Origin of the sequence: Ferrovibrio terrae (genome assembly GCF_007197755.1) — a bacterium.
Lineage (GTDB): Bacteria > Pseudomonadota > Alphaproteobacteria > Ferrovibrionales > Ferrovibrionaceae > Ferrovibrio > Ferrovibrio terrae.
Window position 1 is genome coordinate 3,956,142 of record NZ_CP041636.1, and the last position, 19,389, is coordinate 3,975,530.

Consider the following 19,389-nt stretch of genomic DNA (forward strand, 5'->3'; position numbering starts at 1 on the left):
CTATAGTGAAAAACACTCAGGGGGTCGAGGCCAGGTCATGGAGCAGACAGAGCTTTCGGGAATCGTCATCACCGGGGCCTCGAGCGGAATCGGCCAGGCGCTGGCCGAGCTGTATGCCCGCCCCGGCGTGCTGCTGGCGCTGACCGGCCGTGATGCGACTCGCCTGGAGGCCGTCGCCGAAGCCTGCCGCCAGCGCGGCGCGGCCGTGGAAGCCGAAACCGTGCCCGTCACCGACCATGCCGGCATGCAGGCCTTCATCGCAAAGGTCGCGGCCAGATCGCGTCTCGACCTGGTGATCGCCAATGCCGGCGTATCTGGCGGCTTCAAGGACTGGGCCGACTTCGATGCTTATATCCGCGCGATCACCAGCGTGAATATCGACGGCGTGCTGAACACAGTGAACCCGGCGATCCCGGTGATGGTGCAGCAGCGCAGCGGCCAGATCGCCATTGTCGCCTCGATCGCCGGCTTCCTTGCCATGCCGGGTGCGGTGCCCTATTCCGCGACCAAGCATTTCGCCCGCGCCTATGCCGAGGAACTGCGCGGCCGGCTGGCGCGCGAAGGCGTGCGCGTCTCGTCGATCTGCCCCGGCTTCGTCACCACGCGCATGACCGCGCGCAACACATTCCCGATGCCCTTCCTGATGGACGAGCAGCGCGCCGCCCGCATCATTGCGGATGGTCTGGCGCGTGATCAGGGGCGTATCGCGTTTCCCTGGCCGATGCTGGCGATGGTGCGGCTGCTTGGAATGCTGCCGTATCCGCTGCTCGACTGGGTGCTGCGCCGCAGTCCGGCGAAGAACTGACTTATCGACGCTGGGTCGCGCGATAGGCCGCTACATTCTTCAGGTGCTCGTCGTAGGTGCGGGCAAAGACATGCCCGCCCTTGCCATCGGCGACGAAATACAGGAAGTCGTGGCTTTCCGGCTGCAGCACGGCAGCAATGCTGGCACGGCCGGGATGATTGATCGGCGTCGGCGGCAGACCGTCGATGGTGTAGGTGTTCCACGCACTCGGACGGGCAAGATCGTTCAGCGTCAGCGGCCGTTCCATCTCGCGCGCACCGCCGGTGATGCCATAGGCCACCGTGGGGTCGGCCTGCAGCTTCATGTTGCGCTTCAGGCGATTGAGATAGACACCGGCGACGCGCGGACGCTCGGCCGGCACCGGCGTTTCCGCCTCCACGATGGAGGCCAGAATCACCGCCTGCGCCTGCGTCGTGACCGGCAGGTTGGCGGCGCGCTTGGGCCATAGCTCGGCCAACAGGTCCTCGTGCGCCTTGCGCATGCGCGCCAGCAGCTCGGCGCGGCCGTCGCCGTAGATATACTGATAGGTCTCGGGCAGCAGGCTGCCTTCTGCCACCGCCGTTGATGGCCAGCTGCCGGTCAGAGCCTCGCCCGCCTCAACCAGCCTGCGAATCTCCACCGTCATCTGGCCTTCGGGTATGGTGAGGCGGCGCGGATAGACGCGGCCGGCGGCGATCTTCTCCAGCACCTGCCGTGGCGTAGCCCCCGGCGTGAACTGGTATTCGCCGGCCTTCAGGCTTTGTCCCGTCCCGGTCAGCCAGGCCGCAATCTCGGCCAGCTTCGCATGATCCACCACGCGCGCTTCGGCCAGCCGTTCGGCGATGCCGGCCACGCGCGTGCCGCGCGGCACCAGCACGATACTCTCCTGCGCCAGCGGGCCCGGACTGTCGAGCCAGTGCGAGAACCACAGCCAGGCAGCACACAGGACGACGGCGCCGGCCAGCGGGATCGCCAGCAGGCCGCGCAGAAGCCTTTTCATCGACGGGGAATTAGGCGTCGTACCGCTTCAGCACGAGCGACGCGTTGGTGCCGCCGAACCCGAAGGAGTTCGACAGCGCCGCGCGAACGTCGCGCTGCTTGGCCTTGTGCGGCACCAGGTCGAGACCGACAGCGACATCGCTGGGGTCGTCCAGGTTCAGCGTCGGCGGGCAGATGCCGGTCTTGATCGCCAGCGTGGAGAAGATCGCCTCCACCGCGCCGGCGGCGCCGAGCAGATGGCCGATCGACGATTTGGTGGACGACATCGACAGGCTGCCCATCGCATTGCCGAACAGGCGCTTCACGGCACCGAGTTCGATCTCGTCGCCCAACGGCGTCGAGGTGCCGTGCGCGTTGATGTAATCGATGTCGCTGGGCTGCATGCCGGCACGCTTCAGCGCCATCTGCATGCAGCGGAACGCGCCGTCGCCGCTCTCATGCGGCGCGGTGATGTGATAGGCGTCACCCGACAGGCCATACCCCACCACTTCGGCATAAATCTTGGCGCCGCGCGCCTTGGCATGCTCGAGTTCCTCGAGCACCACCACGCCGGCACCTTCGCCCATCACGAAACCATCGCGCCCCTTGTCCCAGGGGCGCGAGCCCTTGGTCGGGTTGTCGTTGAAGCCGGTGGACAGGGCACGCGAGGCACAGAAGCCGGCGACACCGAGCGGACCGATGGTGGCTTCGGCACCGCCGGCCACCATCACATCAGCATCGTCCCACATGATCAGCCGGGCGGCATCGCCGATGGCATGCGCGCCGGTCGAACAGGCCGTCACCACCGCGTGGTTCGGCCCCTTGAAGCCGTATTCGATCGAGACATGGCCGGAGACCAGGTTGATCAGACGGCCCGGCACGAAGAACGGGCTGATGCGGCGGGGGCCTTTTTCCTTGAGCAGGAGCGCGGCTTCCTCGATACCGTTGAGGCCGCCGATGCCGGAGCCGATCAGCACGCCGGTGCGGCAGCGCTGCTCTTCATCGGCCGGGACCCAACCGGAATCCTTCACCGCCTGCTTGGCTGCTGCCAGCCCGAAGACGATGAAATCGTCAACGCGCTTGCGATCCTTCGCCTCCATCCATTCGTCGGGATCGAAGGCATCGGCACGGTCAGGGAAATCCGCCTTGAGCGGAACCTGACCGGCGATTTTCGCGGACATCTCGGCAGGGTCGAAACGGGTGATCGGGCCAAGGCCGGATTCACCGTTGATCAGACGCTGCCAAGTTGCCTCTACGCCGCAGGCGAGTGGCGTGACCAGGCCGAGGCCGGTGACGACGACACGACGCATAGCGGTACCTTTCGTGACGAGACGGAAAAAGCGGAGAACGTAAGCGGCGTCAGCCGATTACGACGCCGAACGCTCTTTGATGAAATCGATCGCGTCCTTGACGGTCAGGATCTTTTCAGCGGCATCATCGGGGATCTCGACGCCGAACTCTTCTTCGAACGCCATCACCAGCTCAACAGTGTCGAGGCTGTCCGCGCCCAGGTCATCGATGAAGCTTGCCGCTTCGGTGACCTTCTCTTCTTCGACGCCGAGATGTTCGACGACGATCTTCTTAACGCGCTCAGCAACATCGCTCATTTCATAAATCCCTGTGGTTGTGGCTGCCAGCGCCTGCTTTTCATGCGGCGGCAGCGGGCAGATGGGGGCTCCCTTACCATAGAAACCCCACGCTTCCAAGCCGTTCCAAGACCGCGAAACGGCGTGATTCGTGACCGGATTTCCTTAGGAAATCATGGCCATGCCGCCGTTAACATGCAAGGTCTGTCCGGTCACGTAGGCAGCTTCCTCCGAGGCCAGATAAAGCACGGCGGCGGCAATTTCCGGGCTCTGGCCGAGTCGGCCGGCCGGAATCTTCTGGGAAATCATTTCCTTCTGCTGGTCGGTCAGCACATCGGTCATCGCGGTCTGGATAAAACCGGGGGCGACGCAGTTGGCAGTGATATTGCGCGAGGCCACTTCCTGGGCCAGCGACTTGGTCATGCCGGTCAGGCCGGCCTTCGCAGCTGCGTAATTGAGCTGGCCCGGATTACCGGTCGCACCCACCACCGAGGTGATGGAAATGATGCGGCCCCAGCGGCGCTTCATCATGCCCTTCAGCGAAGCGCGGGCGAGCCGGAAGGCGGCGCTGAGATTGACGTCCAGCACGGTCTGCCAGTCATCATCCTTCATGCGCATGGCCAGGCCGTCGCGGGTGATGCCGGCGTTGTTGACCAGGATATCCACCTGCCCCATCGCGGCTTCAGCCTTGGCAACCAGGCCGTTCACGGCTTCGGCGTCCGCCAGATTGCAGGGCACGACATGCGCGCGACTGCCCAGCTTGGCCGCCAGTTCCTGCAGCACGGCTTCGCGGGTACCCGACAGTGCCACGGTGGCGCCCTGCTTGTGCAGCGCTTCGGCGATGGCGCCGCCGATACCGCCGGTGGCGCCGGTGACGAGAGCGAATTTGCCGGTCAGGTCGAACATGTGCGTTTTCCTATCTCGATCTCAAAGAGCCTTGGCCCAGGCTTCAAGCTCGGCCGGCGTGTTGATGCTGAGCGGCTCGATTTCCTTGTCGATGCGCTTGACCAGACCGGCCAGCACCTTGCCCGAGCCAAGCTCGACCACCTGCGCCACGCCCTGGGCCTTCAGCCACTGCACGCCTTCACGCCAGCGCACCAGCCCCGTCACCTGCTGCACCAGCAGCTTCTTGATGTCGTCGGGGTTGGATTCGCCCCTGGCCGTAACGTTGGACACCACCGGCAGTTTCGGCGCCGTCATCGCCACAGTCGCCAGCGCTTCCGCCATGGCATCGGCGGCCGGCTGCATCATGGCGCAATGGAACGGCGCACTGACCGGCAGCAGCATGCCGCGCTTGACGCCCCTGGTCTTCGAGACCTCGATGGCGCGTTCGACGGCCGACTTCTGGCCCGAGATCACCACCTGGCCGCCGCCATTGTCGTTGGCGCAGCCCAGGATTTCGCCCTGCGCGGCCTCGGCCACCACCTGCTGCGCCAGTTCGAGCTCGGCGCCCAGCAGCGCGGCCATCGCGCCCGTCCCCACCGGCACGGCCTTCTGCATCGACTGGCCGCGCAGCTTCAGCAGCCGCGCGGTGTCGGCGACGCTGAGCGCACCCATGGCGCAGAGCGCGGAATATTCACCCAGCGAATGGCCGGCGGCAAAAGCGCCTTTGGCTGCGAGATCGACACCGAAATCCTTCTGCGCGACGCGCACCACCGCCAGGCTGGCGGCCATCAGCGCGGGCTGGGCATTCTCGGTCAGCGTCAGGTCGGCTTCCGGGCCCTCGAACATCAGCGTCGACAGCTTCTGCGACAGGGCGTCATCCACTTCCTGGAACAGCTCGCGCGCCGTGGCGAAAGCCTCGGCAAGATCCTTGCCCATGCCGACGGCCTGGCTGCCCTGGCCGGGGAACAAGAACGCTCGGCTCATGATGGAAGACTCCTGCTGGTGGGACCGAAGATAGGGATAACGCCGAAACAGCGTAAAAAGCCGCGCAAGTCATAAGGCCCGGCCCAATAGTGTCAAGCGTCGGCGTCAAGCCGATCGGGCCAGAGCACGATCATAAGCCATTGAAATGTCTTGCCTTGATGGCTGATGCCAGCGTGCCGCCACATACTGATCGGGACGCAGCAGATAAGCGCTGCCGGGCGCGGCCCCATAACGCTGGGCGGCCAGGCCATCGGCCGGCAGCCAGCGGACGGCGATGCGATCCAGCAGATTGGGCGGCAGGTCCGGCACGGCGCCGAAGGCCAGCAGGGTGAAGCCGGCGCGGCACTGGCCGAGCAGCCAGCCCCCGGCTTCATCGACAGGGGCGTCGATGGCCGGCGCGCCTGGCGGCGGCCCGGCTGAAAAGGCATCGCGATCCGGCGTCGACAATGGCGTGTCGCGATACGTGCTGGGCAGCGACAGGCGGCCGGAATTCACCAGCTTGCGCGCGAAAGCGTAGTCGGCCGCGAGATCCAGCACGGCATCGCGCAGCGCCTTTGCCGTCGTGCCCTTGGGCGAAATGAAATCGGTGCTGCGCGTGGAGTTCAGAATGTTTTCATCGGCGGCCGCGCTGCGTTCCGCATCGTAGGTCTCGAGCAGCGCCTCGGGCGCATCGCCGCGCAGCACATGCGCCAGCTTCCAGGCCAGGTTGTCGGCATCCTGCACACCGGAATTGGCACCGCGCGCGCCGAACGGCGAGACCTGATGCGCGGAATCGCCGATGAAGATCACGCGGCCATGACGGAAGCGCTCCAGCCGGCGGCACTGGAAGGTGTAGATGCTCACCCATTCCAGTTCGAATTTTGCATCCTTGCCCAGCATCGCCTGCAGGCGCGGAATCACGCGTTCCGGCTGGCGTTCGGCGTCGGGATCGGCCTGCCAGCCGAGTTGCAGGTCGATGCGCCAGACATCATCGGGCTGGCTGTGCAGCAGCGCCGAGCCCCCACTGTGAAACGGCGGATCGAACCAGAACCAGCGTTCCACCGGGAAGTCGGCCTTCATCTTCACATCGGCGATGAGAAAACGATCCTCGAAGACCTGGCCTTTGAAATCGAGGCCGAGCTTGCGGCGGATGGTGGACCTCGCGCCGTCGGCGGCCAGCACATGATCAGCCAGCAAAATGTAGTCGCCATCCGGCGTCGTCACCGTCAGGCGGACGTTATCGTTGCCGGGCTGCAGGTCGCTGACGCGATGTTTCCAGCGCAGCTCGATCAGCGGCTGCTGGCGCGCCGCTTCCACCAGGTAGAGCTCGGCGTAATATTGCTGCAGGTTGATGAAGGCCGGGTACTGATGGCCGCTCTCGGGCAGCAGGTCGAAGCTGTAGCGCTGCTGCTCGCCGTGAAACACCTTGCCCAGCCGCCAGGTGACGCCCTTGACCAGCATGCGCGCGCCAACCCCCAGCCGGTCCCAGATTTCCAGGGTTCGTTTGGCGTAGCAGATCGCCCGGCTGCCGGTGCTGACGCTGTCTTCCTCGTCCAGCAAGACGCTGGCGATGCCCTGCCGGGCCAGATCCAGCGCCATGGTCAGGCCGACCGGGCCGCCGCCGACAATGGCCACCCGGCAGGCTTCGGTGCCGCCCGAACCGCCTTGGGGTCCGGTCCGGGGCGGCACATAGCCGAAGGATGGGTAGGTGAAATCCGTCATGCCCCCTCCCTGCGGGTATCCTTTTGTTTCATTTGAAACCAAATTAGCGGCTTCAGCAGACACATTACAGCTTTTTAACCATGGATTCCGTCGCGTTAACCAAGCTCTGCCCTTGTCTGGCCGGCCGGTTTCGGTAAAACTGGCGGCAGGAAGAATTCCTGGAGCAGTATTCCATCATGGAAGTGTCTGGCGTTAAGCAGCAGATGGCGTTCGCGGGGCTTCGTGCCGCGCAGACTGCACAACTGAATGTGCTGCAAGCTGTCAGTGCCGGCCTTGAGAACGTCAAGGCGGTTCAGGCGGTCGCCTCGGCGCCGGTCCCGCCGAGCAGCGGCAAGCTGCTCGATATCAAGGTCTGAGCGAGAGCCTCTCCCGCGACGCGGAAACAAAAAAAAACCGGCCACTGGCCGGTTTTTTGTTGTCCGGCCACCCAATCGCTCGGGGCCGGATCTGAAACCTGATCTACTTCTTGGCGTCGAAAGCACCCGAGCGGATCGTGTCGGGCAGCTTTTCCAGGCCATGCGCCGTGACGGCCTTGCCGAACAGCGAGGTCAGCTCCGCCAGCGCCATGCTCATTGCGATCGCGGCGACAATCTCGCGGCTTACGCCGCCGTTGATCAGAGCTTCCCAGGTCGCGACGAAGGACTCCCGCGTAACCTTGCTCTGCTCTTCTTCGTTCATCGCCATGGGATATCCCCTTATGTTTTGCGAATCGGCCGTTTCTAACCACAGCCTTCGTCGCATATTTAGGTTTATCGAAGGTAAATGCGTCCGGCTGGTGGCAGGCGCCAAGACAAATACTAGCACGAATTCCGGCTCTGCCAGCCCGCTTTGCAAGCATCGGGGGGCAGGATTACCCCAGTATTACAGCACAGCCGCAGCCTTAGCGCAGGCCGTCCATGATATTGCGGTTGATGTCGATCAGCGGGCCGACATCGGTCGCCTGACCCTGGCTGATCCGCTCGGTATGCTTGTTGACGAACAGGCAGATGTTGATCAGCGAGACCTTGGTTTCCTTGGGCAGCGGATTGTTCTCGTCGAGAACTTCCGGCATCAGGTGATTCCAGACATCGCGGTTCCAGGCGGTCGCCGAAGCGATCTTGGCGACATCGGCCGGATGCTTGCTCTGCATCAGGGGGCGTATGTCCATCAGCGCGCGCGTGACCGAAGAGAACAGCCGGTATTCCAGCTGCCTCGGCGATTCAAGTGCGTTCTGCGCTGTCAGATACGGGTTTCTTCCCGACATCAATCAATCTCCTCTCGACCTCGATCAGCCGACGCGCAAGCTTCAGGAGCTTGAAGTAGTCCTTCTGGGCCAGGGCCGCGCCAATATTGCCGATCAAGGCATGTGTACTCGGTGCAGCCTTAACGAACTCCATACAGGCGTCTTTAGCCTTTGCGTAGTACTCGTCGTACTGCTCGTCCCACAGATACGCCAACTGACAGTAGTAGTAGATTCTCTTGGCGCCGGTATCGACATCTTCCGGCTTCATTATGTGCTTTTCGCGCAGAAAAGATGCTTTATTTTCGATAACGATGCTGGCCGATTTGGAAAGGCTGAGCACAGCACGATTTAGTATGAATTTCTCACCTGCCTTGAGCGTAATGATCAGCGGCACAGCATCTGGAGGGGTTGTAACAGCCCCTCCCTCCATATCGGGTTGACACCCAAAGAGGGCTATCCCGCTTCCGCCCCCCCGTCAAGAAACCCTGCGGAAACAGCCCAAAAAGAAAGCCCCCTTTCGTGGTGCTGGCGTATACCGGATATTAACCGGACCCTATCGGTATCCCTCTGCCCGGGAGCGCCGCGAGTCCCGCCATGCCCAGGACAGGACGGCCGGCGCCGGAAGGCCTGCCGGCGCCCGGCAACTGCCACCGCCGCGCATCTGATCCGTCACCTGTACGCCATTGATCAGGTATAGTGGTTCGGCATGACCGTTCGTAACCTCGACAAACTCTTTGCGCCGAAGTCGGTCGCCGTGATCGGCGCCTCGGGCCAGCCAGCCCGCGTCGGCAGCGTGGTCCTCGCCAACCTGCTGCGTGGCGGCTTTGCCGGCCCGGTCTGGCCGGTCAATCCGAAATACCGCACGCTGGAAGGCATCCCCTGCTACCCCGATGTGCGCGCCCTGCCCGGCATTCCAGATCTGGCCGTCATCGTGGTGCCGCCCGCCGCCGTGCCGGCGCAGATCGCCACGCTGGGTGAGATCGGCTGCCGCGCCGCCGTGGTTCTGACGGCTGGCCTCTCGACACAGATGGCGCCGGATGGCCGCACCCTGCAGCAGGCCATGCTGGATGCCGCCAAGCCCTATCTATTGCGCATCCTCGGGCCGAACGGCATCGGCACGATGATCCCGGGCCTGAAGCTGAATGCCAGCTTCGCGCATACCGACGCCCAGCCGGGCCAGCTGGCTTTCGTCAGCCAGTCGGGCGCGCTCTGCACCATCGTGCTCGACTGGGCGAAGCAGCACGGCATCGGCTTCAGCCACTTCCTGTCGGTCGGCGATTCCGCCGACGTGGATTTCGGCGACATCATCGACTATCTCGCCACCGATCCGCAAACCCGCGCCATCCTGCTCTACATCGAGTCCGTGAAGAACGCGCGCAAGTTCATGTCGGCGGCACGCGCGGCGGCGCGCAACAAGCCGATTGTCGCCGTCAAATCCGGCCGCAATGCGCGCGCGGCCCAGGCTGCCGCCTCGCATACCGGCGCATTGGCCGGCAGCGACGACGTCTATACCGCAGCGCTTGGTCGCGCCGGCATCCTGCGCGTCGATGGCGTCGAGGAACTGTTCGACACCGTCGAAACACTGGCGCGCAGCCGCCGCCTGCCCGGCGAGCGGCTGGCCATCGTGACCAATGGCGGCGGACCGGGCGTGATGGCCGTGGACGAACTGATCGAGCGCGGCGGCATGCTGGCCGAACTGCAGCCTGAGACGCTGGCGGCACTCGACAAGGTGCTGCCGGTGACCTGGTCGCATGGCAATCCGGTCGACATCATCGGCGACGCGCCGAGCCAGCGTTACGCCGACGCGCTGAAGATCGTGCTGGCCGATGCCGGCGTGGATGCCGTGCTGGTGATGCATGCGCCCACCGCCATCGTGCCGTCGCTGGAACCCGCGCAGGCGGTGATCGCAGCGGCGCGCGGTTCGCCGAAAAACGTGCTGACCTGCTGGTCGGGCGGCGAAGCCGTGCAGACGGCGCGTCGCGCCTTTGCCGAAGCCGGACTGGTATCCTACGAAACGCCGGATGCGGCGGCGCGCGCCTTCATGCATATGGTGAACTATCGCCGCAATACGAAGAACCTGATGGAAATCCCACCCGAATTGCCGGAGGATTTCACGCCCGACCATGCGACCGTGCGTGCCGTGATCGGTACGGCGCTGGCCGAGGGCCGCAGCATGCTGAACGAGATCGAGGGCAAGCGGATTCTCGCCGCCTATGGCATTCCCGCGGTCGCCACCGAAGCGGCCGCCGATGCCGCCGCGGCCGTCGCGGCGGCGCATCGCATCGGCTATCCGGTGGCGCTCAAGATCCTGTCGCCGGACATCACGCATAAATCCGATGTCGGCGGCGTGGCACTCAACATCAGCAGCGAAGCCGAACTGGTCACGGCAGCCGACGCCATGCTCACCCGCGTGCGCGAACGTCGGCCCGACGCCCGCATCGACGGCTTCGCCATCCAGGCAATGATCCGCCGGCCGCGCGCGCATGAACTGATCGTCGGCGCGCTGACCGATCCGATCTTCGGCCCGGCCATCATGTTCGGCCAGGGCGGCGTCGGCGTCGAGGTGATCGGCGACCGCGCCGTGGCCCTGCCGCCGCTGAACATGCATCTGGCGATGGACCTGATCGACCGCACCAAGGTCAGCCGCCTGATGGCCGGCTATCGCGACTTCCCCCCGGTCGACCGCGATGCGCTGGCCGCGCTGCTGATCCGCGTGGCGCAGATGATCTCCGATCATGCCGAGATCGCCGAACTCGACATCAATCCGCTCTATGCCGACGACCAGGGCATGCTGGCGCTGGATGCCCGCATGGTGATCCGGCCGAGTGCTGTGACCGGCCATGACCGGCTGGCGATCCGCCCCTATCCCAGCGGCCTGGAGGAAAACTTCACGTTGCGCAACGGCGAGACCGTGCTGCTGCGCCCGGTGCGGCCGGAAGACGAACCGGCGCATGAGGATTTCGTGAACAGCGTCTCGGCCGAGGATTTCCGCCTGCGCTTCTTCTCGCCGCTGCGCCAGCTGCCGCATACCGAGATGGCCCGCTTCACCCAGATCGACTATGAGCGCGAGATGGCTTTCATCGCCACACGACAGGCGGGCGACCATTCAGAAACCCTGGGCGTGGTGCGCGCCATCACCGACCCAGACAACCTGCGCGCCGAATTCGCCGTGCTGGTGCGCACCGACATGAAGGGCCAGGGCCTGGGCGAAGCGCTGATGCGCAAGATCATCGCCTACTGCCGGCAGCGCGGCACACGCGAGATTGTCGGCGACATCCTGCGCGAAAACCAGGCCATGCGCACGCTGGCCTCCGAACTCGGTTTCCAGCCGGTCAGCATACCGGCCTCCGACGTGGTGGAAGTGCGGCTGCCGCTCCACGAGTGAAAACCCGCCAGAAACGCGGCTTTCGCCAATCACATTCCTGGGGTTGCCCCTGCCCTGCCCGGCCACTATCTTAAGCGGGCAGCCGGACGGTGGGTCCGGGCCAGAAGACCAGCGCTGTCAGTGCCCCTTTATGATCGATCCTTTCGGCCGTTCGATTTCCTACCTTCGCGTGTCGGTCACTGACCGCTGCGACTTCCGCTGCGTCTACTGCATGGCGGAAGACATGACCTTCCTGCCCAAGGCCGATCTGCTCAGCCTGGAAGAACTCGACCGGCTCTGCTCGGCCTTCGTCCGCATGGGCGTCCGCAAACTGCGCCTGACCGGCGGCGAGCCGCTGGTTCGGCGCGGCATCATGACGCTGATCGATGGCCTGGGCCGTCACCTGAAGACCGGTGCGCTGGACGAGCTGACGCTGACCACCAACGGCAGCCAGCTGGAAAAATACGCCGATGGCCTGGCCGCGGCCGGCGTGAAGCGGATCAACGTTTCGCTGGACACGCTCGACTCCGACAAGTTCACCGAGCTGACCCGCTGGGGCAAGCTCGACAAGGTGATGGCCGGGCTGAAAGCCGCGAAGGCCGCCGGCCTGCAGGTGAAGATCAATGCCGTGGCTTTGCGCGGCGTCAACGACATGGAATTCGACGACCTGATCGCCTGGTGCGGCGATGAAGGTTTCGATCTGGTGTTCATCGAAGTGATGCCGATGGGCGAGATCGGCGAGGAAGCCCGCATCGACCAGTATCTGCCCCTGTCGATGGCACGCAGCCAGATCCAGCGCAAATGGACGCTGGAAGAGACCGACTACAAGACCGGTGGCCCGGCGCGCTATTACACCGTGGCCGAGACCGGGCGTCGCCTCGGCTTCATCACGCCGCTGACGCATAACTTCTGCGAAAGCTGCAACCGCGTGCGACTCACCTGCACCGGGACACTGTATATGTGCCTGGGGCAGAACGACGCCGCCGACCTGCGCGCGCCGTTACGCGCCTCCGAGAGCGACGCGCTGCTGGAAGACGCCATCCGCGGCGCCATCGCGCGCAAACCCAAGGGCCATGACTTCATCATCGACCGCCGTCACGCCCCTGCCGCGGTGCCGCGGCATATGAGCGTGACGGGCGGTTAGACAAGACCGGAGGCTGAGTCTTCAGTCTTTGCTCACGCCATTGGCCAGCGTGTACTGGTCGGCGCGGGCGCGATAGCTGAAGCCCTTGCGCAGTCCCCAGCTGGTCACTTCGGTGTGCAGCGGGATCAGCGCCTGATCATCCAGCGCCATTTTCGAACCCTGCTGCAGCAAAGCCTCGCGCTTTACGTTATCCACCGTGCCGATCGCCTGCTCGATGATCGCATCGAGCTGCGGATTGGAATAGCGCGTCTTGTTGGCGGCGCCGAAGCCCTTGTCGCGGCTCACCGTGGCGACGATCGAGCGCAGCGGATTCGACATCTCGCCGGTGCCCGCCGCCCAGCCGACCAGGCCGGCGGAATACTTGTACTCGTCGCGGTTCTTGAAGAAGACGGTGGCATTCACCGCCTCCACCTTGGTCTTCACGCCGATGCGGGTCCATTGCGAGGCGACGGCCTGCGCCACTTCGGCATCGTTGATATAGCGGTTGTTGGGCGAACCCAGCGTGATCGAGAAGCCGTTCGGATAGCCCGCATCGGCCAGCAGCTTCTTGGCCGCATCCGGGTTGTAGGCGTCGGGTTTGGCGTCCGGGCGCGTACCGAACATCGGGCTGGGCAGGAAATCGCCGGCCGGCTTGCCGAGGCCCTCCATGATGCGACTGGTGATCGCATCGCGATTGATCGCCATCGACAGCGCCTTGCGCACGCGGACATCCTTCAGCGGATTCCTGTCGCCCGCATCGGGAATGCCGGCCGTCGGCTCGCTCTGGTCAAGCGAGATATAGATCAGCCGGTTCGACACCGTGTCGCTGATCTTCACATTCGGATTCTCGCGCAGTTTCTTCATATCGGCCGGCGGCGGATTCTCGATCATGTCGACATCGCCCGCCAGCAGCGCGGCGACGCGCGCCGCATCGTTCGACATCGGACGATAGATCACCTGGCCCCATTTCGGCTTGCCGCCCCAATACTCCGGGTTGGCCACCAGCACCAGCCGATTGCCACGCGTCCATTCGGCAAACTTGTAGGGCCCGGTGCCGACCAGACCCTGGCCCTGGTTCAGCGCTTCTGTGGTCATGCCCTCGGCGACATCGGCTTTGGCGGCTTTCGACGACATGATGGCCACACGGCTGAGATCGTTGGGCAACAGCGGTGTCGGCGCCTTGGTGATGAAATGCACGGTGAAATCGTCGATCACCTTTACTTCGCTGGCCGTGCGGGTGAACAGCGTGAATGGCGACGGGCTGTTCGGGACTTTCGCGGGGCGCGCCATCGAGAAGGCGACATCAGCCGCCGTGAACGGCGAGCCATCATGGAACTTCACGCCGCGACGCAGCTTGAACTCCCAGGTCGTCTCGTTGACCGCGCGCCAGCTTTCGGCCAGGCCGGGCGTCAGTTTCTGCGTCTCGTCCTGCGTGATCAGGGTATTGAAGATCGAATAGGCGATCTGGTTGTTGACCGTCAGATTGAAGTAATGCGGGTCGAGCGAGTTCAGTTCGGTCGAAAGACCGATGCGCAGGTCCTGCGCCTGAGCGCCCCATGCAACACTTCCTGCAACACCGGCTGCGAATACCGCAGCCACCGTCAGCCGTCGCCAATCCAGAATCGTCATCACACCCTCTGCTTGATTTATTTCAGCGCTATACGATGCGCGAAGCTCTGCCCGTCCGAAACGGTGAGTTCCTCGAAGCCCAGCATGCGCGCCAGATCGAGGAATGTCAGCAGGTCCTGCACGTTATTTTCGCGGAAGACCGGACTGGTCCGCGCGATGCTGGTCATCTGCGCCAGCACGGCACGGGCCTGGTAGATGCCACGGAAGCCGTTGCTGCCGATGCCGACGATGATCATCCGCTCGAACCGCTCGCCCTTGGCGAACATCACGAAGCTGGGCGGATAGGGGCGCTGGTTCTGCTGAAACGCCATCCCGGTGATGAAATTCAGCCGCACGTCGCTGTCGGCCTCGGGCATCACCACGGCGCGGGCCTTGTAGGTCTCGCGCGAGGTGATCGGCGGATAATAATAGCCGGCATGGCGGTCGTTTTCCGCCGTCGCGCCGGATGGCAGCAGCAGGAGCGTCGCCAGGCCCATCAGCATGATGCACCGCATCACGTTTCGGATTTTCATGTCTTCCCCCCATTCTCCCGATTCCCGGCATGCAGGCCGGGGCTGTCCACCCTCGGTAACGCTGGCTATACTGGCCTGAATTCAAGGCCTTGCAGTATCCATCCAGCCTGGCGGGCACGTATTCGAATGACGCATGTTAGCAAGATCGCCTTTGTCGCGGCCAGAGGCGATACCGCCGAAGCAGCGCGCGAACGGCTGGCCTCCCGCTATGGCGACTGCCCGCCCGAGAAGGCCGAGGTGATCGTGGCGCTGGGCGGCGACGGATTCATGCTGCAGACCCTGCACCAGTATATGCTGGGCGACACCCCGATCTACGGGATGAACCAGGGCACCGTCGGCTTCCTGATGAACGAATATCGCGAGGATGACCTGCTGGAACGGCTGGCCGAGGCGCAGTCCGCCCGCCTGCATCCCCTGCGCATGCGCGCGGTCACGGTGACCGGCGAAAGGCATGAGGCACTGGCGATCAATGAAGTGGCGCTGCTGCGCCAGACCCGCCAGAGCGCCAAGCTGCGCATTTCGATCGACGGCACCGTGCGCGTGGCCGAACTGGTCTGCGATGGCGCCATGGTGGCGACGCCGGCGGGCTCCACCGCCTACAATCTGTCCGCCCACGGCCCTGTCCTGCCGCTGTCGGCCGGCGTGCTGGCGCTGACGCCGATCAGCGCCTTCCGCCCGCGGCGCTGGCGTGGCGCCCTGCTCGGCCGCTCGGCCACGGTGAAGATCGAGGTGCTGGAAACCGACAAACGCCCGGTCTCGGCCACAGCGGATTTCGACGAAGTGCGCAAAGTGGCCAGTGTGGAAATTTCCGAAGCGCCGGAGATCAGCCTGCATCTGCTGTTCGATGCCGGCCACGGCCTGGAAGAGCGCATCCTGAACGAACAGTTTTTGACTTGACGCACTGCTGAAAAGAAAAACGCCGCGGAATTGCTCCCGCGGCGTCTTTGTTCGTGCGCTGGTCCTGCGATCAGTCGCGGGTCACGCCATTGGCGTAGGTGTACTGATCTGCGCGCGCCTTGTAGCTCAGGCCCTTGCGAGTAGCCCAGGGCGTCACTTCGATATGCAGCGGGATCAGCGCCTGATCGTCCATCGCCATCTTCGAACCCTGCTGCAGCAGGGCTTCGCGCTTGGCGTTGTCGACGGTGCCGAGCGCCTGTTCGATGATCGCATCGAGCTGCGGGTTCGAGTAACGGCCCTTGTTGGTGCCGCCGAAGCCCTTGTCGCGGATCGGTGTGGCGACCAGCGAGCGCAGCGGATCCGACATTTCGCCAGTGCCCGCGCCCCAGCCGGCCAGATAGGCCGAATAGGCAAACGAGTCACGGTTCTTGAAGAACACGGTGGCGGTGGTTGCCTCCACCTTGGTCTTCACGCCGATACGGGTCCACTGCGACGCCACCGCCTGCGCCACTTCGGCGTCATTGATATAGCGGTTGTTCGGCGTGCCCAGCGTGATGCTGAAGCCGTTCGGATAACCGGCATCGGCCAGCAGCTTCTTGGCGGCATCCGGGTTGGCGACTTCCGGCTTGGCGTCCTTGCGCGTGCCGAACATCGGCGACGGCAGGAAGTCGCCGGTCGGCTGACCCAGGTTTTCCATGATGCGGCTGGTGATCGCCTCGCGGTTGATCGCCATCGACAGCGCCTTGCGGACACGCACGTCCTTCAGCGGATTCTTGCCATTGGCATCCGGAATGCCGACGGTGGTCGGCTCCGAGAAGCTGTCGAGATGGATGTAGATCAGGCGGTTCGAAACGGCCTGGCTGATCTTCACATTGGGATTCTCGCGCAGCTTCTTCAGATCGGCCGGCGGCGGGTTTTCGATCAGATCGACGTCGCCCGACAGCAGTGCCGCAACGCGGGCCGCGTCATTCGACATCGGACGATAGATCACGCGTTCCCAGTTCGGCTTGCCGCCCCAGTAATTCGGGTTAGCGGCCAGCACGATGCGGTTGCCGCGCGTCCACTCGACGAACTTGTAAGGACCGGTGCCGATCAGGCCTTCGCCCTTGCTCAGTGCTTCGGTGGTCATGCCTTCGGCGACATCGGCCTTGGCGGCCTTGGACGACATGATGGCGACGCGGCTCAGGTCGGTCGGCAGCAGCGGCGCCGGCGCCTTGGTGATGAACTGCAGGGTGAAGTCGTCGATCACCTTCACTTCCGAGAAGGACCGCGTGAACAGCGTGAACGGCGACGGGCTGTTCGGCACCTTGGCCGGACGCGCCATCGAGAAGACCACGTCGGCCGCCGTGAACGGCGAGCCATCGTGGAACTTCACGTTCTTGCGCAGCTTGAATTCCCAGGTGGTGTCGTTGATCGCCTTCCAGCTTTCGGCAAGACCCGGCGTCAGCTTCTGCGTCTCATCCTGCAGGATCAGCGTGTCGAAGATGGTGAAGGCCATCTGGTTGTTCGGACCGAGATTGTGGTAATGCGGGTCGAGCGCGCTCGGCTCGGTCGAAACACCGATCTTCAGTTCCTGCGCCAGGACCGGACCGGCCATCAGGCCGGCCGACAGCACGGCCGCTGCGGTCAGCGTTTTCCATCGCATCGTCATCAGTTTTATCTCCCCTCAATGGGCGCTTCGTTGCGCCAGACTGGGGCGCAGCTTGCCTGATTCAGTTCCGGACTGACAAGGCTCGGCTAGATCACGAGTGCGATTGCGAAAAGGATCAGGACCATTCCGGCGATGCGGTTGATCCAGCGGCGCATTTCCGCGCCCACGCGATGCCGCAGCGCGGCGATTCCCCCACTCAGCAGCGCCCACCAAAGCAGCGAACCGATGAAAACCCCGGCAACCGCGCTGGCCGCCGCGCCAAGGGTGGGATCGGCAGCCAGGCCAAGGCCGGCGAACAACGCCGCAAAGGACAGAATCGTCGCCGGGTTGCTCATGGTCAGCGCGAAGGTAACGACGAACAGCCGCAGCGGATTTCCCTGGATCGGCGCCCTCTCTGATGAAGACTGGGCCGCGCCCTCGGCAATGGGGGCGGCGAATGTGCGCCAGCCAAGCCAGGCGATGAACAGTGCACCGCCCCACTGGAGAATCTGCTGCACCGGTACGGGCCCGGCCATGCCGAGATTGCCACCCAGCAGCACCGCGAAACCGGCGGCGGCCAGCGCGGCGTAAAGCGCATCGGCCACCGCCGTGCCGATTCCGCCACTGAACCCCATCCAGAATCCGCCAGCGAGACTGCGCTGGATGCACAGCACACCGATCGGGCCCACCGGTGCTGCCACCGCAACGCCGAGAAGGATGCCACGCAGGAACAACTCGAGGTCGGGCGTCATGCAGGCGACAGATGAACCGGTACCGTCGCGGTTTCCTTGGCGGTCGACATCACGATCACGGTCTGGCTGCGCGGGATGCCGGGCAGCGCCTTGATCTTGCGCGCCACCAGTTCCTCCAGCGCCAGCAGGTTGGGCGCACGCACCTTCAGCAGATACGACCAGTCGCTGGCAACATGGTGGCATTCCTGGATCGCAGACTCGCTGCGCACCAGCGCCTGGAAGGCGGCCTCATGCTCGGGCCGCTCGATCAGCACGTAGACGAAGGCGAGCACGCCGTTGCCGGCCGCCAGCGGATCGACCCGCGCGGTCCAGCCGGCGATCACGCCCTGCTTTTCCAGCTTTTTCAGGCGCTCGTTGACCGCCGAGACCGACAGGCCGATGGCACCGCCGATCTCGGCATATGAACTGCGGCCGAAATGCTGGATGTGCTCCAGTATTTTCCTGTCTAACTCATCCATACCGGAAATATATCCGGCAAAATCCGATCAGTTAAGGAAAATCTACGGTTTGATATCCAGGCCAATCGGACAGGACACGCCGGTGCCGCCCAAGCCGCAGTAACCATTGGGATTTTTGGCCAGATACTGCTGGTGATAGTCTTCGGCGTAATAGTAGTCCGGCGCCGGGATGATCTCGGTGGTGATCTTCGCCCGCTTCGCCCTGGTCAGCGCGGCCTGGTAGGCCTCGCGCGAGGTCTCGGCCGCCTGCTTCTGCGCTGCTGAGGTGACGTAGATGCCGGAACGGTACTGCGTGCCGACATCGTTGCCCTGGCGCATGCCATGGGTCGGGTCGTGGCTCTCCCAGAACAGCTTGAGCAGCGCGCTGTAGCTGATCACCTTCGGATCGAAGACCACCTGCACCACTTCGTTATGACCGGTCAGGCCGGAGCAGACCTCCTCATAGGTCGGATTCGGCGTGTAGCCGCCGGCATAGCCGACCGAGGTGCTGAACACGCCCGGGCCCGCTTCCCAGAATTTGCGCTCGGCGCCCCAGAAGCAGCCGAGGCCGAAAATCGCCACCTCCATGCCGTCCGGGAACGGCCCCTTCAGCGGGTTGCCGTTGACGTAATGCTTAGCCGGCACCCGCATGACCTCAGCCCGGCCGGGCAGCGCGCGGTCGCGCGGCGGCATCTCGACTTTATGGCGCGGTGTCTGGAACCACATGGCATTCTCCAAAATTGCTGCAGCGCCCCTGAAAAGCGAGGCCTGCATTCCGCTCAGCCCTGCCCTGCGCGGCGCTGCCTTGCGGGAGGGTGAATAAAAGGTAGTGTGCCTGCTCAAGGAAATCAAAATCACAACGCCGCGTTTCGCCGCCTTTTTCCCTCCATTATCTGTGTCTGTAG

Annotated in this window: 20 protein-coding genes; 5 read left to right on the plus strand and 15 right to left on the minus strand. The window is 64.2% G+C overall.

The features are described 5' to 3' along the window. The first annotated feature begins 37 nt into the window (after window positions 1-37). Window positions 38-805, plus strand: coding sequence for an SDR family NAD(P)-dependent oxidoreductase (locus tag FNB15_RS19340; RefSeq protein ID WP_144258292.1), 768 nt, complete (start codon window positions 38-40; stop codon window positions 803-805). Between the two features lies 1 nt (window position 806). Here FNB15_RS19340 and mltG read toward each other — a convergent pair whose 3' ends face one another. The 6 genes from mltG to FNB15_RS19370 form a co-directional block, all read right to left on the minus strand. Beyond that, complete coding sequence (mltG, locus tag FNB15_RS19345) at window positions 807-1,784, minus strand: endolytic transglycosylase MltG (protein WP_144258293.1); 978 nt, start codon at window positions 1,782-1,784, stop codon at window positions 807-809. A 10-nt stretch (window positions 1,785-1,794) separates the two neighbouring features. Then, window positions 1,795-3,072 (minus strand): beta-ketoacyl-ACP synthase II, encoded by a 1,278-nt coding sequence (gene fabF, locus FNB15_RS19350; protein WP_144258294.1) that lies wholly within the window; start codon window positions 3,070-3,072, stop codon window positions 1,795-1,797. Window positions 3,073-3,129: 57 nt separating this feature from the next. Continuing rightward, window positions 3,130-3,369 (minus strand): acyl carrier protein, encoded by a 240-nt coding sequence (locus FNB15_RS19355; RefSeq protein ID WP_144258295.1) that lies wholly within the window; start codon window positions 3,367-3,369, stop codon window positions 3,130-3,132. A gap of 144 nt (window positions 3,370-3,513) precedes the next feature. Then, entirely contained in the window at window positions 3,514-4,254 is a 741-nt protein-coding gene (gene fabG, locus FNB15_RS19360; protein WP_144258296.1) for a 3-oxoacyl-[acyl-carrier-protein] reductase, read from the minus strand. Between the two features lie 21 nt (window positions 4,255-4,275). Then, window positions 4,276-5,217: an ACP S-malonyltransferase gene (gene fabD, locus FNB15_RS19365; protein ID WP_144258297.1), complete on the minus strand. Its 942-nt coding sequence runs from the start codon at window positions 5,215-5,217 to the stop codon at window positions 4,276-4,278. Between the two features lie 105 nt (window positions 5,218-5,322). Continuing rightward, on the minus strand, window positions 5,323-6,918 hold the full coding sequence (locus tag FNB15_RS19370; RefSeq protein WP_144258298.1) for an FAD-dependent oxidoreductase: 1,596 nt from the start codon (window positions 6,916-6,918) through the stop codon (window positions 5,323-5,325). A 176-nt stretch (window positions 6,919-7,094) separates the two neighbouring features. Between FNB15_RS19370 and FNB15_RS19375 the strand changes: the two genes are divergently transcribed. After that, entirely contained in the window at window positions 7,095-7,274 is a 180-nt protein-coding gene (locus FNB15_RS19375; RefSeq protein ID WP_144258299.1) for a hypothetical protein, read from the plus strand. A 103-nt stretch (window positions 7,275-7,377) separates the two neighbouring features. Here the strand turns inward: FNB15_RS19375 and FNB15_RS19380 are convergent, their stop codons facing one another. The 3 genes from FNB15_RS19380 to FNB15_RS19390 all read right to left on the minus strand — a co-directional run bounded on the left by FNB15_RS19380 (window position 7,378) and on the right by FNB15_RS19390 (window position 8,534). Beyond that, entirely contained in the window at window positions 7,378-7,602 is a 225-nt protein-coding gene (locus FNB15_RS19380) for a hypothetical protein (protein ID WP_144258300.1), read from the minus strand. A gap of 196 nt (window positions 7,603-7,798) precedes the next feature. Next, window positions 7,799-8,161, minus strand: coding sequence for a flagellar biosynthesis regulator FlaF (flaF, locus tag FNB15_RS19385; RefSeq protein ID WP_144258301.1), 363 nt, complete (start codon window positions 8,159-8,161; stop codon window positions 7,799-7,801). Further along, on the minus strand, window positions 8,118-8,534 hold the full coding sequence (locus FNB15_RS19390; protein WP_185973625.1) for a flagellar biosynthesis repressor FlbT: 417 nt from the start codon (window positions 8,532-8,534) through the stop codon (window positions 8,118-8,120). Before FNB15_RS19390 ends, flaF begins: the two co-directional genes overlap by 44 nt. Before the next feature lie 312 nt (window positions 8,535-8,846). Between FNB15_RS19390 and FNB15_RS19395 the strand changes: the two genes are divergently transcribed. Beyond that, window positions 8,847-11,525, plus strand: a complete 2,679-nt coding sequence (locus FNB15_RS19395) for a bifunctional acetate--CoA ligase family protein/GNAT family N-acetyltransferase (RefSeq protein ID WP_144258303.1) — start codon at window positions 8,847-8,849, stop codon at window positions 11,523-11,525. Between the two features lie 130 nt (window positions 11,526-11,655). After that, window positions 11,656-12,648, plus strand: a complete 993-nt coding sequence (moaA, locus tag FNB15_RS19400) for a GTP 3',8-cyclase MoaA (protein ID WP_144258304.1) — start codon at window positions 11,656-11,658, stop codon at window positions 12,646-12,648. 21 nt (window positions 12,649-12,669) lie between these two features. Here moaA and FNB15_RS19405 read toward each other — a convergent pair whose 3' ends face one another. Continuing rightward, window positions 12,670-14,256 carry an ABC transporter substrate-binding protein gene (locus FNB15_RS19405; protein WP_144258305.1) on the minus strand — a complete coding sequence of 529 codons (1,587 nt, stop codon included), beginning with the start codon at window positions 14,254-14,256 and terminating at the stop codon, window positions 12,670-12,672. Between the two features lie 17 nt (window positions 14,257-14,273). After that, on the minus strand, window positions 14,274-14,768 hold the full coding sequence (locus FNB15_RS19410; protein ID WP_144258306.1) for a molybdopterin-guanine dinucleotide biosynthesis protein A: 495 nt from the start codon (window positions 14,766-14,768) through the stop codon (window positions 14,274-14,276). A 126-nt stretch (window positions 14,769-14,894) separates the two neighbouring features. Between FNB15_RS19410 and FNB15_RS19415 the strand changes: the two genes are divergently transcribed. Continuing rightward, window positions 14,895-15,665: an NAD kinase gene (locus tag FNB15_RS19415; protein ID WP_144258307.1), complete on the plus strand. Its 771-nt coding sequence runs from the start codon at window positions 14,895-14,897 to the stop codon at window positions 15,663-15,665. Window positions 15,666-15,735: 70 nt separating this feature from the next. On the opposite strand, the gene FNB15_RS19420 is transcribed toward FNB15_RS19415, so the two are convergent. From FNB15_RS19420 to msrA, 4 genes are all read right to left on the minus strand, one after another. Then, window positions 15,736-17,316 (minus strand): ABC transporter substrate-binding protein, encoded by a 1,581-nt coding sequence (locus FNB15_RS19420; RefSeq protein WP_144258308.1) that lies wholly within the window; start codon window positions 17,314-17,316, stop codon window positions 15,736-15,738. A gap of 86 nt (window positions 17,317-17,402) precedes the next feature. Then, window positions 17,403-18,047 carry a LysE family translocator gene (locus tag FNB15_RS19425; protein ID WP_144258309.1) on the minus strand — a complete coding sequence of 215 codons (645 nt, stop codon included), beginning with the start codon at window positions 18,045-18,047 and terminating at the stop codon, window positions 17,403-17,405. Continuing rightward, window positions 18,044-18,505, minus strand: coding sequence for an Lrp/AsnC family transcriptional regulator (locus tag FNB15_RS19430; RefSeq protein WP_144258310.1), 462 nt, complete (start codon window positions 18,503-18,505; stop codon window positions 18,044-18,046). The genes FNB15_RS19425 and FNB15_RS19430 overlap by 4 nt, the downstream gene beginning before the upstream one ends. Window positions 18,506-18,547: 42 nt before the next feature. Then, entirely contained in the window at window positions 18,548-19,210 is a 663-nt protein-coding gene (gene msrA / locus FNB15_RS19435) for a peptide-methionine (S)-S-oxide reductase MsrA (protein WP_144258311.1), read from the minus strand. Window positions 19,211-19,389 lie beyond the last annotated feature (179 nt).

Excerpts from the sequence above, each read along its gene's own strand:
- msrA (WP_144258311.1), bottom strand. The coding sequence starts at position 19,210 with ATGTGGTTCCAGACACCGCGCCATAAAGTCGAGATGCCGCCGCGCGAC.
- FNB15_RS19355 (WP_144258295.1), bottom strand. The coding sequence starts at position 3,369 with ATGAGCGATGTTGCTGAGCGCGTTAAGAAGATCGTCGTCGAACATCTC.
- FNB15_RS19410 (WP_144258306.1), bottom strand. The coding sequence starts at position 14,768 with ATGAAAATCCGAAACGTGATGCGGTGCATCATGCTGATGGGCCTGGCG.
- moaA (WP_144258304.1), top strand. The coding sequence starts at position 11,656 with ATGATCGATCCTTTCGGCCGTTCGATTTCCTACCTTCGCGTGTCGGTC.
- fabF (WP_144258294.1), bottom strand. The coding sequence starts at position 3,072 with ATGCGTCGTGTCGTCGTCACCGGCCTCGGCCTGGTCACGCCACTCGCC.
- FNB15_RS19420 (WP_144258308.1), bottom strand. The coding sequence starts at position 17,316 with ATGACGATGCGATGGAAAACGCTGACCGCAGCGGCCGTGCTGTCGGCC.
- flaF (WP_144258301.1), bottom strand. The coding sequence starts at position 8,161 with ATGTCGGGAAGAAACCCGTATCTGACAGCGCAGAACGCACTTGAATCG.
- fabG (WP_144258296.1), bottom strand. The coding sequence starts at position 4,254 with ATGTTCGACCTGACCGGCAAATTCGCTCTCGTCACCGGCGCCACCGGC.
- fabD (WP_144258297.1), bottom strand. The coding sequence starts at position 5,217 with ATGAGCCGAGCGTTCTTGTTCCCCGGCCAGGGCAGCCAGGCCGTCGGC.
- FNB15_RS19340 (WP_144258292.1), top strand. The coding sequence starts at position 38 with ATGGAGCAGACAGAGCTTTCGGGAATCGTCATCACCGGGGCCTCGAGC.
- FNB15_RS19415 (WP_144258307.1), top strand. The coding sequence starts at position 14,895 with ATGACGCATGTTAGCAAGATCGCCTTTGTCGCGGCCAGAGGCGATACC.
- FNB15_RS19430 (WP_144258310.1), bottom strand. The coding sequence starts at position 18,505 with ATGGATGAGTTAGACAGGAAAATACTGGAGCACATCCAGCATTTCGGC.
- FNB15_RS19370 (WP_144258298.1), bottom strand. The coding sequence starts at position 6,918 with ATGACGGATTTCACCTACCCATCCTTCGGCTATGTGCCGCCCCGGACC.
- FNB15_RS19380 (WP_144258300.1), bottom strand. The coding sequence starts at position 7,602 with ATGGCGATGAACGAAGAAGAGCAGAGCAAGGTTACGCGGGAGTCCTTC.
- FNB15_RS19425 (WP_144258309.1), bottom strand. The coding sequence starts at position 18,047 with ATGACGCCCGACCTCGAGTTGTTCCTGCGTGGCATCCTTCTCGGCGTT.
- FNB15_RS19395 (WP_144258303.1), top strand. The coding sequence starts at position 8,847 with ATGACCGTTCGTAACCTCGACAAACTCTTTGCGCCGAAGTCGGTCGCC.
- FNB15_RS19375 (WP_144258299.1), top strand. The coding sequence starts at position 7,095 with ATGGAAGTGTCTGGCGTTAAGCAGCAGATGGCGTTCGCGGGGCTTCGT.
- FNB15_RS19405 (WP_144258305.1), bottom strand. The coding sequence starts at position 14,256 with ATGACGATTCTGGATTGGCGACGGCTGACGGTGGCTGCGGTATTCGCA.
- mltG (WP_144258293.1), bottom strand. The coding sequence starts at position 1,784 with ATGAAAAGGCTTCTGCGCGGCCTGCTGGCGATCCCGCTGGCCGGCGCC.